This is a genomic window from Mycobacterium innocens (assembly GCF_900566055.1).
In the GTDB taxonomy this organism is placed as follows: Bacteria; Actinomycetota; Actinomycetes; order Mycobacteriales; family Mycobacteriaceae; genus Mycobacterium; species Mycobacterium innocens.
On sequence record NZ_UPHQ01000080.1, the window covers coordinates 38,628 to 54,935 of the forward strand.

13 protein-coding genes and 1 pseudogene are annotated in these 16,308 nt (G+C 65.8%); 6 read left to right on the forward strand and 8 right to left on the reverse strand.

Going from position 1 to position 16,308, the window contains the following annotated elements:
- Positions 1–52 precede the first annotated feature (52 nt).
- Complete coding sequence (locus EET03_RS09470) at positions 53–736, reverse strand: potassium channel family protein (protein WP_063468686.1); 684 nt, start codon at positions 734–736, stop codon at positions 53–55.
- 94 nt (positions 737–830) lie between these two features.
- Here EET03_RS09470 and EET03_RS09475 point away from each other — a divergent pair, with 94 nt between their 5' ends.
- The 5 genes from EET03_RS09475 to EET03_RS09495 all read left to right on the forward strand — a co-directional run bounded on the left by EET03_RS09475 (position 831) and on the right by EET03_RS09495 (position 6,485).
- Positions 831–2,828: an APC family permease gene (locus tag EET03_RS09475; protein ID WP_075540989.1), complete on the forward strand. Its 1,998-nt coding sequence runs from the start codon at positions 831–833 to the stop codon at positions 2,826–2,828.
- Positions 2,825–4,015: a class I SAM-dependent RNA methyltransferase gene (locus EET03_RS09480; protein ID WP_425271511.1), complete on the forward strand. Its 1,191-nt coding sequence runs from the start codon at positions 2,825–2,827 to the stop codon at positions 4,013–4,015. The genes EET03_RS09475 and EET03_RS09480 overlap by 4 nt, the downstream gene beginning before the upstream one ends.
- Positions 4,016–4,120: 105 nt before the next feature.
- Positions 4,121–5,020, forward strand: a complete 900-nt coding sequence (locus EET03_RS09485; RefSeq protein WP_075540988.1) for an ABC transporter ATP-binding protein — start codon at positions 4,121–4,123, stop codon at positions 5,018–5,020.
- Complete coding sequence (locus tag EET03_RS09490; RefSeq protein ID WP_075540987.1) at positions 5,017–5,727, forward strand: fluoroquinolone export ABC transporter permease subunit; 711 nt, start codon at positions 5,017–5,019, stop codon at positions 5,725–5,727. The genes EET03_RS09485 and EET03_RS09490 overlap by 4 nt, the downstream gene beginning before the upstream one ends.
- Complete coding sequence (locus EET03_RS09495) at positions 5,721–6,485, forward strand: fluoroquinolone transporter permease (protein WP_075540986.1); 765 nt, start codon at positions 5,721–5,723, stop codon at positions 6,483–6,485. Before EET03_RS09490 ends, EET03_RS09495 begins: the two co-directional genes overlap by 7 nt.
- Here the strand turns inward: EET03_RS09495 and EET03_RS09500 are convergent.
- The 3 genes from EET03_RS09500 to EET03_RS09510 all read right to left on the reverse strand — a co-directional run bounded on the left by EET03_RS09500 (position 6,482) and on the right by EET03_RS09510 (position 9,634).
- On the reverse strand, positions 6,482–7,771 hold the full coding sequence (locus EET03_RS09500) for an ArsB/NhaD family transporter (protein WP_075540985.1): 1,290 nt from the start codon (positions 7,769–7,771) through the stop codon (positions 6,482–6,484). The two genes, EET03_RS09495 and EET03_RS09500, sit on opposite strands and share 4 nt — an antisense overlap.
- Before the next feature lie 74 nt (positions 7,772–7,845).
- Positions 7,846–9,135 (reverse strand): ArsB/NhaD family transporter, encoded by a 1,290-nt coding sequence (locus EET03_RS09505; protein ID WP_075540984.1) that lies wholly within the window; start codon positions 9,133–9,135, stop codon positions 7,846–7,848.
- Between the two features lie 55 nt (positions 9,136–9,190).
- Complete coding sequence (locus EET03_RS09510; RefSeq protein WP_075540983.1) at positions 9,191–9,634, reverse strand: CBS domain-containing protein; 444 nt, start codon at positions 9,632–9,634, stop codon at positions 9,191–9,193.
- Positions 9,635–9,816: 182 nt separating this feature from the next.
- Between EET03_RS09510 and dxs the strand changes: the two genes are divergently transcribed.
- The gene (gene dxs / locus EET03_RS09515) at positions 9,817–11,793 is read left to right on the forward strand and encodes a 1-deoxy-D-xylulose-5-phosphate synthase (RefSeq protein ID WP_075540982.1); all 1,977 of its coding nucleotides are present in this window, start codon (positions 9,817–9,819) and stop codon (positions 11,791–11,793) included.
- On the opposite strand, the gene EET03_RS09520 is transcribed toward dxs, so the two are convergent.
- The 4 genes and pseudogenes from EET03_RS09520 to EET03_RS09535 all read right to left on the reverse strand — a co-directional run bounded on the left by EET03_RS09520 (position 11,790) and on the right by EET03_RS09535 (position 16,298).
- Entirely contained in the window at positions 11,790–13,091 is a 1,302-nt protein-coding gene (locus tag EET03_RS09520; protein ID WP_075540981.1) for an HRDC domain-containing protein, read from the reverse strand. The two genes, dxs and EET03_RS09520, sit on opposite strands and share 4 nt — an antisense overlap.
- Position 13,092: 1 nt before the next feature.
- Positions 13,093–13,727, reverse strand: a pseudogene (locus tag EET03_RS09525) (DUF3000 domain-containing protein).
- Between the two features lie 57 nt (positions 13,728–13,784).
- Entirely contained in the window at positions 13,785–14,606 is an 822-nt protein-coding gene (locus tag EET03_RS09530) for an enoyl-CoA hydratase/isomerase family protein (protein WP_075540980.1), read from the reverse strand.
- A gap of 9 nt (positions 14,607–14,615) precedes the next feature.
- Entirely contained in the window at positions 14,616–16,298 is a 1,683-nt protein-coding gene (locus EET03_RS09535) for a GMC family oxidoreductase (protein ID WP_075540979.1), read from the reverse strand.
- Positions 16,299–16,308 lie beyond the last annotated feature (10 nt).

The following is a 16,308-nucleotide window of genomic DNA, read 5'->3' on the forward strand; positions in this document are numbered from 1 at the left end:
ATAACCCCGGCTCGAAGCCGGGCCGAGCCGGCGTCTTCGTCGTCGGCGCGCTTCATTTGCGCGGCCCGGACTCGAAGTCCTCGCTGGGCGGCAGGGCCGCAATGGCCACCGCCTCGGCCGCCCGGCCGGAGATGGCGGCGACGTAGACCTGGTCGCCGGCCTGCAGGATCGTCTTCGGCTCGGGCAGCACCCCGGTTCCGAATCGGATCAGGAACGCCGCCCGGGCGCCGGTGGCCTGCTCCAAGTCGGTGACCCGGTGCCCGATCCAGTCCTCGTGCAAGATGACCTCGGCGACGGCGACGGTGCCGGTGGGATCGCGCCACTTGGCGGTCTCAGTTTCGCGGAGCAGCGCGTTGAGCAGCCGATCGGTGGTCCAGGGCACCGTGGCGATCGTGGGGATACCCAGGCGTTCGTAGACCTCGGCGCGCTTGGCGTCATAGATGCGGGCGACCACTCGCGGCACACCGAAGGTTTCCCGGGCCAACCGTGCCGAGATGATGTTGGAGTTGTCTCCGGAGGACACCGCAGCGAATGCGTCGGCACCTTCGATGCCTGCCCGCAGCAGCACATCTCGGTCGAATCCCTGGCCAAGCACCCGCTCACCGGCAAACTCGGGGCTGAGCCGGTTGAAAGCGGTGCTGTCGCGGTCGATGACCGCGACGTCGTGGCCGATGCGGGATAGCGCGTCGGCCACCGACGAGCCGACCCGGCCGCACCCCATCACTACCACTCGCACGTGACGTCCTCTCGGCTGTAGCTGATTCCGGTGCGGAAAATTCTCGCCCAGGGAACGCTACCGTCAAAGCCGTCGGGGCTTACCCTTGGCTCTCGTGTCCAAACTTTCCACCGCCGCGCGCCGGCTGCTGATCGGCAGGCCGTTTCGCAGCGACCGGCTGAGCCACACGCTACTGCCCAAGCGGATCGCGTTGCCGGTATTCGCCTCGGATGCGATGTCGTCGGTGGCCTACGCCCCCGAAGAGATCTTTCTGATGCTGTCGGTGGCCGGTCTGGCCGCGTACTCCATGGCGCCGTGGATCGCACTGGCGGTGGCCGCGGTGCTACTCGTGGTGGTATCGAGCTACCGGCAGAACGTGCACGCCTATCCATCCGGGGGCGGCGACTACGAAGTCGTCAGCACCAACCTGGGCCCCACCGCCGGTCTCGTGGTCGCCAGCGCCCTGATGGTCGATTATGTTCTCACAGTTGCGGTTTCGATCGCATCGGCGATGTCGAACATCGGTTCGGCGATCCCGTTCGTGTATGAGCACAAGGTGTTCTTCGCGGTGAGCGCCATCGTGCTGGTGACGGCGATGAACCTGCGGGGGGTCCGCGAATCCGGGCTGGCATTCGCCGTTCCGACCTATGCGTTCATCATCGGAGTCGGCGCGATGCTCTGTTGGGGGCTGTTCCGGATCTACGCGCTGGGCAACCCGCTGCGCGCCGAGTCCGCCGGATTCGTGATGCACGCCGAACACGGCAAGGTCGTCGGTGCGGCACTGGCATTCCTGGTGGCCCGCTCGTTCTCCTCGGGCTGCGCGGCACTGACGGGTGTGGAGGCGATCAGCAACGGGGTCCCGGCCTTTCAGAAGCCCAAGTCCCGCAACGCCGCCACGACACTGCTCATGCTGGGCACCATCGCGGTGACCTTGCTGATGGCCATGGTCCTGCTCGCGGTGGAAACCGGGGTCCAGGTCGTCGACGATCCGGAGACGCAGCTGACCGGCGCGCCGGCGGGCTATCAACAAAAAACGTTGGTCGCTCAATTGGCGCAGACCGTGTTCGGCGGCTTCCACGTCGGGTTCTTGTTGATCGCCGCGGTCACCGCGCTGATCTTGGTGTTGGCGGCCAACACCGCGTTCAACGGCTTCCCGGTGCTCGGCTCGGTGCTGGCGCAGCACAGCTACCTGCCGCGCCAGCTGCACACCCGCGGTGACCGGCTGGCGTTCTCCAACGGGATCTTGTTCCTCGCGGCGGCTGCCATCGCCGCGGTGATGGCCTTCCGCGCCGAACTCACCGCGCTGATCCAGCTGTATATCGTCGGTGTGTTCATTTCGTTCACACTGAGCCAGATCGGGATGGTCCGGCATTGGACTCGGTTACTTCGCACCGAGACCGATCCCGCGGGCCGGCGCAAGATGATCCGCTCGCGGGTGGTCAACTCGGTCGGATTGGTGTCTACCGGCACCGTCCTGCTGATCGTCCTGGTCACGAAATTCCTTGTGGGCGCCTGGATTGCGATCGTCGCCATGGGCGCCCTGTTCATGCTCATGAAGTTGATCCGCCGCCACTATGACGCGGTCAACCGGGAACTGGCGGAACAGGCCGCAGCGCAGGACAACGAAATCGTATTGCCCAGCCGCAATCATGCCGTGGTACTGGTTTCGAAGTTGCATCTGCCGACACTGCGTGCGCTGGCCTACGCGCGGGCGACCCGTCCCGACGTGCTCGAGGCCGTCACGGTCAGCGTCGACGACGCCGAAACCCGTGACCTGGTGCACAAGTGGGAGGAAAGCGATATCAGCGTGCCGCTGAAGGTCATCGCTTCGCCCTACCGTGAGGTGACCCGTCCGGTTCTGGATTACGTCAAACGGGTCAGCAAGGAATCCCCTCGGACCGTGGTGACGGTGTTCATCCCGGAGTACGTGGTGGGCCGGTGGTGGGAGCAGCTGTTGCACAACCAGAGCGCGCTGCGGCTCAAGGGCAGGTTGCTGTTCATGCCGGGGGTGATGGTGACATCGGTTCCTTGGCAACTGACTTCGTCGGAGCGGGTGAAGACGCTACAGCCTCATGTGGCTCCCGGCGATGCGCGGCGAGGCATTTTCGATTGACCCTGGCACCCGAACTGACGTTGGTCACCGGTGCGCCCGCAAACGGCGGTAGCTGTGTGGCGCGCCACGAAGGCCGGGTGGTGTTCGTCCGCTATGCCTTACCCGGGGAGCGGGTGCGGGTGAGGATCACCTCCGAGCGTCAATCCTATTGGCACGCAGAGGTTATCGAGGTGCTCGATCCGTCTCCGGACCGGATCGAGTCGTTGTGCCCGATTGCCGGGGTGACTGGCGCCGGCTGTTGTGATCTGGCTTTTGCTGCCCCGGAAGCGGCGCGGGCGCTCAAGGCGCATGTGGTGGCCGATCAACTGAAACGGCTCGGCGGATACGACTGGTTCGACGCCGTCGAACCGCTTTCGGATGCCGGTCCCACCGGTTGGCGCACCCGGGTGCGACTCGAGGTGGGACCCTACTGTCGCGTCGGCTTTCACCGCTACCACAGCAGCGCGTTGGTGACCGATCTGCAGTGCGGGCAGGTCCGCGCCGGGATGCTGGACGGCCTGAATTCGGGTCGCACCTGGCCGCCGGGCGGCCAGGTGAACGTGGTGCTCGACGACGACGGCCAGCGTCACGTGATGCTCACGGTGCGCCATGGCCGGCGGGTCGCCACCAGGGCGGTCGAGGGTGGGTATCGCGCGGTGCAGCGGGTCGGCGGGCGAATCTGGCGCGTGCCGGTGACGGCCTTTTGGCAGGCGCATCGCGATGCGGCGGCGGTGTACAGCGGCCTGGTCGCGGACTGGGCGCAGGCTGCTACCGGCATGACGGCGTGGGATCTGTACGGCGGTGCCGGTGTTTTCGCCGCGGTGCTGGGTGAGGCGGTGGGGGAGTCGGGACGGGTATGGACCGTCGACAGCGCGCGTGCGGCGTCGAGGACCGCCCATGTTGCGCTGGCCGATCTGCCGCAGGTAGCCGTCGTCAGCGATTCGGTGCGGCGGATGCTGGAGGGGCAACCGGGCGGCGCCGACGTCGCGGTGCTGGATCCGCCGCGTACCGGGGCCGGACGCGACGTGATCAACCTGCTGGCCGCCGCGCGGGTGCCGCGGGTGGTGCATATCGGTTGTGAGGCAGCGTCTTTCGGACGCGATATCGGCCTTTACCGCAGTCATGACTACGTGGTCGAGAAGATCAGGGTGTTCGACGCGTTCCCGCTGACCCATCACGTGGAATGCGTTGCGCTGTTGACCTGCTAGCCCGATGCCGAGCGGCCCGGATCTTGATTATGCTGGCGACGGCGCTCCGGGAAGTCTGGTCGGATGTCGGTATTCGTATTGACGCGGTACGACGGAAGGACGCGCATGCGGGACCCCGAGCCGGCAGTGTCGGATGTTATGAGCGAGGTGATCCGGGTCCGTCGGCTCACCTATACCTATCCCAAGGCGTCCGCGGTGGCGGTGCGCGGAATGGATTTCACCGTGGGCCGCGGGGAAATCTTTGGATTCCTAGGCCCCAGCGGCGCGGGTAAGTCGACGACGCAGCGGATTCTCATCGGCCTGCTGCGCGGTCACGGCGGTGAGGTCGCCGTCTGGGGAAAGGACCCGGCGGCCTGGGGGTCTGACTATTACGAACGCATCGGCGTGTCGTTTGAGCTGCCCAACCATTATCAGAAGCTCAGCGGCTTGGAGAATCTGCGGTTTTTCGCTTCGTTGTATGCGCAGCCCACCCTGGACCCCATGCAGCTGCTGAATGCCGTAGGTCTGGCCGACGACGCCCATACCCGGGCCGGCAAGTACTCCAAGGGCATGCAGATGCGCCTGACGTTCGCCAGGTCGTTGATCAACGACCCCGAATTGCTCTTCCTCGACGAACCGACCGCCGGCCTGGACCCGGTGAACGCCCGCACCGTCAAGCACATGATCATGGATCTGAAAGCGCGTGGCCGCACAGTGTTTCTCACCACGCACGACATGGTGACGGCTGACGAGTTGTGTGACCGGGTGGCCTTCGTCGTCGACGGGAGGATCGTCGCGTTGGATCGCCCCGCCGAGCTGAAGACCGCCCGGAGCCGGCGCCTGGTGAAGGTCGAGTACCGACGCGACGGCGGCGGCCTGCGCGCTGCCGAGTTTCCGCTCGACACCCTGGCCGACGACCCGGCGTTCTACGCGGTGCTGCGTGACCACCACGTGGAGACCATCCACAGCAGGGAAGCCAGCCTCGACGACGTCTTCGTCGAAGTCACCGGCCGGCGGTTGTTGTGATGCGGCTGGCACAGGCATTGCGACTGGAGGTGACGCTGCAGACCCGGCAGCGGTTTCTGCATGCGGCGATATTTTCGGGGTTGATCTGGCTGGCGGTGCTGCTGCCGATGCCGGACCACCTGCGTCGGGTCGCCGAGCCCTATGTGCTCTCCGGCGATGTCACCATCATCGGGTTCTTCTTTGTTGCCGGTACTGTCTTCTTCGAGAAACAGGAACGCACGCTGAGCGCGGTTGTCGCCAGCCCGCTGCGCTTCGGCGAGTATCTGGCTGCCAAACTTATTGTCCTGCTGATGATCTCGCTCGGGGTAGCAGTCGTGGTAGCCACTATCGTGCACGGGTTCTCGTATCATCCGGCGCCAATGATCGTCGGGGTGGGGCTGGGGACGTTGCTGATGCTGCTGGTAGGTTTCATCAGCTCGTTGCCGTTTGCCTCGATCAGCGACTGGTTTCTGGTGGCGACCATCCCGCTGGCGGTGATGAACCTGCCCGTTCTGCACTACTCCGGTGTGTGGCCAAACCCGGTGCTGTATCTGCTGCCTACCCAGGGACCGCTGCTGTTGCTGGGCGCGGCCTTCGACCAGCTGCGCCTGGTGCCCTGGCAGATCGGGTACGCAGTGGTGTACCCGGCGGCCTGCGTGGCTGCATTGTATTGGGCGGCCGATGCGATGTTCGGCCGCTACGTCGTCGCAAAGGCCGGCGGATGGTAACGGCGCGGTCCCAGGCAGGACGGGCGCTGGTGGCGTTCGGGCGCAACGACCTTCGTGGTACTTACCGCGATCCGTTGCTGGTGATGATCGTCGTCGCTCCGGTCATCTGGACCAGCGCTGTCGCGTTGCTGACTCCGCGAGTTACCGCTATGTTGGCCAACCGCAACGGCTTCGACTTGGTTCCCTACTACCCGCTGATCTTGACCGGCTTCCTGCTGCTGACGAGCATCATCATCGTGGGCGGCCTGGCGGCGTTCCTCGTCCTGGACGAGCTCGACGCCGGCACCCTGACCGTGCTGCGGGTGACCCCGGTCCCGCTGTGGGCCTTCCTCGCCTATCGCGCAGCGACCGTCATGGTGCTCACCACCGGCTATGTCATCGTCACGCTGTCGTTCAGTGGCATACTCGAGCCCGGGTTGGTGCCGTCGCTGGTCCCGATCGGACTGCTGTCCGGGCTCTCGGCGGTCGTGACCTTGCTGCTGATTCTGACCTTGGCGCACAACAAGATTCAGGGTCTGGCCGCGGTTCGTGGACTGGGTATGCTCATCGCGGGTTTGCCCTGTCTGCCTTGGTTTGTCGACTCGTATTGGAACATCGCGTTCGGAGTCTTGCCGCCGTACTGGGCCGCCAAGGCGTTTTGGGTGGCATGTGACCACGGCATCTGGTGGCCGTATCTCATCGCGGGTGCTGGCTATAACGTGGTCATCGCCTGGGTACTGTTTCGGCGCTTCTATGCCAAAAGCGTGATGCCGGCCTAGATCCCCCACACGAAGTAACGCAGCCACAAGTAGACCGCTGCCACCGCTAGCGAGATCGTGGTGACCAGAATGCCTTTGCGGGTGAATTCCCAGAAAGAAATGGGAGTGCCTGCGCGCCGGGCGATTCCGAGCATGACGACGTTGGCGCTGGCTCCGACGGCGGTAAGGTTGCCGCCGAAGTCGGCGCCCAGTGCCAGCGCCCACCACAGCACGTTGGAATCGACCTGACCGGGCATCACCGTGACAAGTTCAGTGACGATCGGCGTCATCGTGGCGACATAAGGAATGTTGTCGATGATGCCGGACACCGGCGCCGACACGCCGATGATCAACATCACCGTGAGCAGTTCATTACCGCCGGTTAATTCGATCGCCCCGCGCGCCAGCTTCTCGACGACGCCGGTCTTCACCAACGCGCCGACCATGATGAACAAGCCGGCAAAGAACATCAGAGTTTCCCACTCGACGCTGGACAGGTAGTCCGAACCGTCCAGCGCCGAAATCACGATGAGAACGCCGGCGCCCAGCAACGCCACGACCGACGGCTGGATATGCAGCAGCGGATGGGCGACGAAAGCGGTGAACACCGCTAGCAGGACGACGCCGGACTTGATGAGCAGCTTGCGGTCGCGGATCGCCTCGCGCTCGTTGAGCGACATCACGTCGGCCACCCGGTCGGGCTTGACCGTAGCGGGACGAAACAGGCGGGGGAGCAGCGCGACGAAGACCACCATCACCACGAGGACTACCGGCGCCATGTGCACCAGGAAGTCGTTGAACGACAGCCCCGCCCGGCTGGCGATGATGATGTTGGGCGGGTCGCCGACCAACGTCGCCGCGCCGCCGATGTTGGACGCGAAGACTTCGGCGATCAGAAACGGCGACGCGTCGATTGCCAGCCGGTCACACACCAGTAGCGTGACCGGAGCAATCAACAACACGGTGGTGACGTTGTCGAGCAAGGCCGACCCGAAAGCCATCACCAGCACCAGCAGAATCATGATGCGCAGCGGGGAGCCATTCGCGCGTTTGACGGCCCAGATCGCGACGTATTCGAAAACACCGGTCTGTCGTAGGACGCTGACGATGATCATCATGCCCAGCAGTAGAAAGACGACGTCCCAGTCGATTCCGGTCTCGTGGGAGTAGAACGCGTCATGTGAGCGGACGACCCCGAGCGCGAGCATGATCGCCGCCCCCGACAATGCTGCACGGGTCTTGCTCACCCGGTCACTGGCGATGAGCGCATAGGTGATGACGAACACCGTGACTGCGATGATGTTCACGGGATGTCCCACCAATCCTCATGTGCGCCGCCCATGGCGGCGTCAGCCCTACCAATACCCGGCGTATGCAACGGTCAGCCCAACACGAAGTAGCGAACCCACAGGTAGATCGCCGCCAACGCGACCGAGACCGCGGTAACCACAATGCCTTTGCGGGTGAATTCCCAAAATGAGATAGGAGTGCCTGCGCGCCGGGCGATACCGAGCATAACGACGTTGGCGCTGGCTCCCACTGCGGTGAGGTTGCCCCCGAAGTCGGCGCCCAGGGCAAGTGCCCACCATAACGTGTCGGGGTTGATGTGACCGGGCATGACCGCAGCCAGCTCGGCGACAATTGGCGTCATCGTCGCAACGTAGGGGATGTTGTCGATGATGCCGGACACGGGTGCTGAGATGCCGAGAATCAGGAACACGGTGGACAATTCGTTTCCGGCGGTCAAATTGGTCGCCGCCCGCGCCAGCTGATAGACGACACCGGTTTTTACCAGGGCACCGATCATGATGAACAGCCCGGCAAAGAAAAGCAGTGTTTCCCATTCGACGCTGGATAGGTAATCGGACCGCTCCAGCCCGGAGATCACCACCAGGATGCCAGCGCCCACCAGCGCCACCATGGATGGTTTCATATGCAGTGCCGAATTTGCGACGAAGGCCGTGAACACCGCCACGAGGACGACACCACACTTGATCAGCAGCTTGTGATCGCGAATGGCTTCCTTTTCTTCCAACGACATGACGTCGCCGATCCGCGTGGGATCGGCGGTAAATGCGCCGGGAAACAGGCGCGGCACGATGAGGATGAACGCCGCTAGCACGATTATCACGATCGGGGCCAGATTGATCAGGAAGTCGTTGAACGAAAGCCCGCCCTTGCTGGCGATGACGATGTTGGGGGGGTCGCCGACCAATGTCGCGGTGCCGCCGATGTTCGATGCGAACGCTTCGGCCATCAAGAACGGGTTCGCGTTGATCGCCAACCGGTCGCACACCAGCAGGGTCACCGGGGCGATCAGCAAGACCGTGGTGACGTTGTCCAGCATCGCTGATGCGATCGCGGTGACCAGCACTAACAGGATCATGATGCGCACGGGCGAGCCGCCGGCCCGTTTGGCCGCCCAGATCGCGACGTATTCGAACACCCCGGTCTGCCGCAGCACGCTGACGATGATCATCATGCCCAGCAGCAAAAAGATGACGTCCCAATCGATTCCGGTCTCGTGAGAATAGAAGACGTCTTCGGAATTGATGACGGGTAGGGCAACCACGATCGCCGCACCGGCCAGCGCTACCAGCGTCTTGTTGATGCGTTCGCTGGCGATCAATGCATAGGCGACCACAAATACGCAGACCGCGATGACACTCATCGGGTGGTCACCTGTGTTGGCGCCGGGACACCGCTTATCGCCGAGACCTTCGAGATCACCGCTTCAGCGCCGCTGCCAGGAGGCGCGATGCCGTGATCACCCCGAGCAGACTGCCGTCTTTGACCACTGGGAGGAGCGGGCTGCGCAGCCGAGCCATGATCGCGGCCACCTCGATGATGGTGTCGTCGGCATTCACCGGAGGAACGTCGACCAGGTGATCCGGCAACACGTCGCGGACTGTCTTGCCGCTCAACTTTTCCGCACAGCGGTCAGCCATCGATTCGTTGAGCACGCCGGCCAGCGAAGGATCGTCCTGGACGTAGCGGGGCACGATGAAGCGCACGACTTGGGAGGCCGGCAGCACTGCGTACGGTTTTCCTGTGGGCTTGGTGACCAAGAGCCCGGGCAGGCGATGCTCGGCGAGCATGCGGGCAGCATCCAGCGCGCTCGAATTGACGTCGACTACCGGAAAATCTTCGGCGATGTCCTCGGCGCGCATATGCCGACGATACGTCGGTGTCGGGGTCGCGGTCAGCTCTGCTGGGCCCATGATGTTCTTTCGCGTCGTCGGACATTGCTGGTACCACTCGACGCCGACCAGGCTTCCCGGCTCACCGGTCACTGACGTTATCAAGAGCGCTCACGGGCGCTAAATGGGACCTTGCTGCGTACACTGGCGAGATGCTGCAACAGATCCGTGGGCCCGCCGATCTGCAGCACCTTTCCCAGGCGCAGCTACGGGAGCTGGCCCAGGAGATCCGCGAGTTTCTGATCCACAAGGTTGCCGCGACCGGGGGACACCTCGGGCCGAATCTGGGTGTCGTGGAACTGACGCTGGCGCTGCATCGGGTGTTCGATTCGCCGCACGACCCGATCATCTTCGACACGGGTCACCAGGCCTACGTCCACAAGATGCTGACCGGACGTGCCCAGGACTTCGAAGGCCTGCGTAAGAAGGGTGGGCTGTCGGGGTATCCGTGCCGCGCCGAAAGCGAACACGACTGGGTGGAGTCCAGCCATGCCAGCGCGGCATTGTCGTATGCCGACGGCCTGGCCAAGGCGTTCGAGTTGACCGGGCACCGCAATCGGCACGTGGTCGCCGTGGTGGGCGACGGCGCACTCACCGGCGGTATGTGCTGGGAGGCGCTGAACAATATCGCCGGGTCGCACCGGCCGGTGATCATCGTGGTCAACGACAACGGCCGCAGCTACGCCCCGACCATCGGCGGCGTCGCCGATCATCTGGCCACGCTGCGGCTGCAGCCGGCCTACGAGCAGATGCTCGAGAAGGGCCGCGACGTGGTGCGTGCGGTGCCGCTGGTCGGTGAGGTGTGCTACCACTTCCTGCACAGCGTCAAAGCCGGCATCAAGGACTCCCTGTCACCGCAGCTGATGTTCACCGACCTCGGGCTGAAGTACGTCGGACCCGTCGACGGGCACGACGAACGGGCGGTGGAGGTCGCGCTGCGCAAGGCCCGCGGTTTCGGCCGCCCGGTGATCGTGCATGTGGTCACCCGCAAGGGCATGGGTTATGCCCCGGCCGAAGCCGACGAGGCCGAGCAGATGCACTCCACGGTCCCGATCAACCCGGTCACCGGGCAAGCCACCAAGGCGGCCGGCCCGGGCTGGACGGCGACCTTTTCCGACGCGCTGATCAGCTACGGCCGGCAACGCCGCGACATCGTTGCCATTACCGCGGCCATGCCCGGACCGACCGGGCTGACGGCATTCGGGCAGCGCTTCCCGGACCGGTTGTTCGACGTCGGTATCGCCGAGCAGCACGCGATCACCTCGGCCGCCGGACTGGCGATGGGCGGGATGCACCCCGTGGTCGCGATCTATTCGACGTTCCTGAACCGCGCTTTCGACCAGATCATGATGGACGTGGCGTTGCACAAGCTGCCGGTCACCATGGTGCTGGACCGCGCCGGCATCACCGGCTCGGATGGCCCCAGTCACAACGGCATGTGGGACTTGTCGATGCTCAACATCGTGCCCGGCATCCGGGTGGCCGCACCCCGCGACGCCACCCGGCTGCGTGAGGAACTCGGTGAGGCGCTCGACATCAGTGATGGGCCGACGGCCCTCAGATTCCCGAAAGGTGATGTGGGCGAGGATATTCCGGCTTTTGAACGGCGGGGCTCGAGCGTGGCGGGTGTCGACGTGCTCGCGGTGCCGGCCGACGGCCTGAACCACGATGTGCTGCTGGTGGCGGTGGGCCCGCTGGCCTCGATGGCGTTGGCGGTGGCCAAGCGGCTACATACTCAGGGCATCGGGGTGACGGTGATCGACCCGCGTTGGGTGTTGCCGGTGTCCGACGGTGTTCGCGAGCTGGCGGTGCGGCACAAGCTGCTGGTCACGCTGGAGGACAACGGGGTCAACGGCGGCGTCGGCTCGGCGGTGTCGGCTGCCTTGCGGCGCGCGGAGATCGACGTGCCGTGCCGCGACGTCGGGCTGCCGCAGGAGTTCTTCGATCACGCCTCACGCGGTGAGGTGCTGGCCGATCTGGGGCTGACCGACCAGGACGTGGCCCGCCGCATCACCGGTTGGGTCGCCGCGCTGAGTACCTCCGAGGCAGGCGACGAATCGGGCCGGTTTGGCCCGACCGGTGGCCGGACCCTCGGGCCGGCGTCTGAGATCAGCGAGCATCTCGACTAAGGATTGTCGCTCTCGGATTCGGCATTGGCCCGGGCCACCGCCGCGGCCAGCACCGGCACCACCAGTCGACGCTGCCACGCCCGCGCGTGGCCGGCCCGCAGGAACTCGTCGATCGCGTCGGCGGCGCCCTCCCGGGGACCGGCCCACTCCCAACACAGCCGTCGCACCAACTCGGGTGAGACCAGGTTTTCCGTCGGTACCCGCACCCGCTGCGACAGTTCTGCCAGCGCCGCCCGGACCGCCTCCAACCGTGCGGCCGCATCGGGTTTCCGCCTGCTCCACCGCGCCGGCAGCGGCGGCCCATTGTCCGACTCGGTCACCTCCGGCGGATGCTGGGTTTCCCGGGCCGCTTCCAGTGCCGCCAGCCAGATCGCGGCATTGCGACGCTGGTTGCGCCCGCCGAACACTGGCAAAGCGACGAGGTCCTCGACCGATCTCGGGTCGGCGATGGCCGCGTCGATGATGGCCGAGTCCGGCAGGATCCGGCGCGGCGCGATGTCGCGCAGCCGGGCAATCCGGTCGCGGGCCAGCCACAGCTCGCGAACCGCGGCCAACCTCCGACGGTCGCGCAACTTATGGATACCGGAGGTGCGGCGCCAGCGGTCTGGCCGCGCCGTCGCCGCGGCCGTCCGCGACTCGTATGTCCGCAGATGCTCGAATTCCTCTGCGGCCCAACCGGTTTTGCCTTGTTCGGTCAGCACTTGCGAGATCGCTGCGCGCAGTTCGATGAGCAGCTCGACGTCGAGGGCGGCATAGTTCAGCCAGGCCGAAGGCAGCGGACGCTTGGACCAGTCGGCCGCGCCGTGGCCCTTGGCCAGCCCCATCCCCAGTAGCCGCTCGACCATGGTCGCCAAGTTCACCCGATCGAACCCGGCCAGGCGTCCGGCCAGCTCGGTGTCATAGAGCGCCGACGGCCGCATGCCGACCTCGGCCAGACACGGCAGGTCCTGATCGGCGGAGTGCAGAATCCACTCGTCGTCCCTGAGTACCTCGGCGACCGGCTGCAGCACGGCCGCCGGGTCGCCGCCATGGCTGACCGGGTCGATCAGTACGGTGCCGGCGCCGGCCCGCCGAATCTGGATCAGATAGGCCCGATTGGAGTAGCGAAAACCCGACGCCCGCTCGGCATCCACCGCAAAAGGCCCGTGGCCGCGGTCCAAGAGCTCCGCGGCGGCCTCGATCTGGCCCACGGTCACCGAGAGGTCCGGCATCCCGTGCGCCGGCCGCAGCAGCAGCGTCGGCACGGATGCCGTGCCGCCCGACGGTTCAGTCTCCGCGGGAGACGGGTCGGGGCACATGTCAGGCGCGTGACCGCGGGCTCAGGTCGATGACCCCGGCTGGGGGTAGGCCCGCGGCATGCTCGAGAACATCGCAGAACGCCTCGACGTGGCTGCCCACCTCGGGCGTGGTCGCCGTCCACGACGCCCGCAGCTCGAGCTGATGGGCGCGCGGCGGTCCGGAAATGTCGCCGTAGCGCACCGATGTGGTCGCGGTGACGGTGCCGCCCAGGGCGGTCATGTGCTCGGTGCGCGACTCGAGCGCCTCCACCAGCCAACTCCACGCCACCTCGGGCAGCAACGGGTCGATGGCTTCCTGTGAGTCCAGGTCGGCCTGGATGTAGGCGACCAGGCGAATGGTGCCGTCCCAGGCGTCGGAGCCCTCCGGGTCGTAGAGCAGGATGAGCCGGCCGAACGCGTCACCCTCGGACCGCTCGGGGACGATGTCGAGATCGGGATGTTTGACCTCGGCGCCCAGCGCGTAGCTGTAGGGCGCCAGCCGCTGCGGCGGACGGATGGGACCGAGCTCGATCTCCGGGCGCACGGTGACCGCATTCATGGCCGCGACCGCTTCGCGGAAGGGGGCCGGTTCGGCTGCGGTCACGAGCGTCGCTCCTGCTTGTCGCTGCGCTCCGCATTGTCGTCGGCGCGAGTCACAAAATCCGACGGTAGACCTAACGTCCGACACGCGCAGACAGGCGCGCCGAATCACGCTCAGCCCCCGGTACCGGCGCCAAATCGCGCCGCACGCTTCTCGCGGTGCGCGGCCAATCCTTCGCGCACGTCAGGGCCGCTGAACCCGAGGAATTCCAGGCCCAGCGACGTTTCGAAGGCGGGCCCGAACATGCGGTACCAGTGATTGAGGCTGTGTTTGGTCCAGCGAATCGCGTGTTGGGCGCCCTGTGCCAGATTCTCGGCAAGGCGCGTCGCGGTGGCAAGCACGTCGTCGTCGTCGACGCACGTCGAGACCAGGCCGATGCGCTCAGCTTCCTCGCCGGACAGCGGCTCACAGGTCAGCAGGTAGTACTTGGCCTTGGCCATGCCCACCAGCAGCGGCCAGCAGATCGCGGCGTGGTCGCCGGCGGCCACCCCGAGCTTGGTGTGGCCGTCGATGATCTTCGCCGTCCGGCCCGCCACCGAGATGTCGGCCAGCAGGGCCACCACCAGGCCCGCGCCCACGGCCGGGCCGCGGATCGCCGAAACCACCGGCTTGTCCAGGTTGACCAGGTTGAACACCAGGTCGCGCGCCTCGCGCATGATGCGGGCCCGGTCTTCGAAGTCGCCCATGGTCTGGTCGATCAAGTCGAAACTGCCGCCGGAGGAAAACGCTTTGCCTTCACCGCGCACCAGCACCACTCGCACCTCCGGATCGCGGTCGATCACCGGCCAGATGTCGGCCAGGTCGCGGTGCATCTGCGGCCCGACCGAATTCAGGCCGGGGGAGTCCAGAACCAGGTTCAGCACGCCGTTATCGGTGTGTTCTAGTCGCAGACTTGGGAACTCGTCGTAGTCGACTGGCGGGTGGCGCACTGGCATACCAGGATGTTACGCACGGGCTGATCGGCTGCCGACCAGGGCGTCTGCCCGCACGTCACCGCGCACGATCCGCTCGGCCAGGCGCGCTGCGAGCGCCATGATGGTTAACGCCGGGTTGGCGCTGCCCTGGGTGGGGCACACCGAGCCGTCGGCGATGAACAGATTGGGCACTGCCCAGGTTCGCTGGTCGGAGTTGACGACGCTGGTCTGCGGGTCGCTGCCCATCCGGGCACCGCCGATGAGGTGCGCGAAGCGCTGGATGGTCAGCACGTCCTGCGCGCCGGCGGCGTGCAGGATGTTGGTGATCACCTGGGTGGAGTACTCCATGTTGGCCTTGTCGTTGTCCGACAGGTTGTAGTCGAATCGGGCGACGGGCAGCCCGTATTGATCGGTCTCGTCAGCGAGGGTGACGCGGTTGTCTTCGTGTTGCAGCAGCTCGTTGAGCACACCGATCGTGGACCAGTGGTTGTAGTCACGCATGTATTCGCGCAGTGTGGCGCCCCAATGCCCGTCAGCGAGCACATGTTCGGCCCAGCCGATCGGCAACGGCGAGACTGTTTGGATGGAAAACCCCCGGGCGAAACCGCGGTCAGGATCGGTTTCGTAGAACTGCTCCGAGGACACCTCCGGCGGCGGCGCCTTGTACATCCGCAGTTCCTCGCGCCAGCGGCCCGCGGTCTGCGAGGCACCCTGCACCATCACGTAGCGGCCCACCTGGTCGTGGTTGTTGCACAAGCCGTTCGGGAAACGCGGACCGGCGGAATTGAGCAACAACCGCGGCGTCTCGATCGAATAGCAGGCCACCGCGACCACCTTGGCCCGCTGGCGCCGCTCACCACTCCCAGCCTCGTCGAAATACGTTACCCCGCTTGCATTTCCGCTCTCGTCGAGCTCGATCCGGCTGGCCATGCAGTTCGCCCGGATCTCGACGCCGTGGACCAGCGCGTCGGGCAGGTGGGTGACGTACGGGCTGGCCTTGGCGTTGACCTTGCACCCCTGCAGGCAGTAGCCGCGGTACATGCAGTGCGGCCGGTTACCGAAGGTGCCGTTGACGATGCCGACCGGGCCGACCCGCATCTCGATGCCGAGTCGTATAGCACCTTCCCACAGCTTCATCGCGGCGCCCGAAACCGGATGCGGCGCATGCGGATAGCGATGCGGATCGCCCCACGGCCAGTTCTGACCGGCCACCGGCAGCTCCAGTTCCAGTCGTTCGTAATGCGGCCGCAGGTCGGCGTAGCTGATCGGCCAGTCGGCGCCGACCCGGTCGCGGGTGAAGGTCTCGAAGTCGCTGGGATGGAAGCGCGGCGTGTAGCCGGCGTAGTGCACCATCGATCCGCCCACGCCGCGCCCGGAGTTGTTCTTGCCCAGCTCGATCGGATCGGATCCGCCGATGATCCGCTTCTGCGTCCAGTACAACTCGTGGGAGCCGGCTTCGTCGGATACCCAGTCCTCGTCCGGGTGCCAGAACGGGCCGGCCTCGAGGATGACGATGCGCCAGCCGGCCCGGGCCAGCCGCTGGGCCAGCACCGAACCGCCCGCGCCGGCGCCGACGATTAACAGGTCGACTTCCTCGTCGTCGGAATAGCGGCGCATGGTGGACTCGCCGGGCAGATCACGGGAGTGCACGTCGAGCAGGAACCGCGAATCGTTGTCGCGCGGCCCCGTCCCGACCGTCGAACAGGAACACATCGATGGGTGA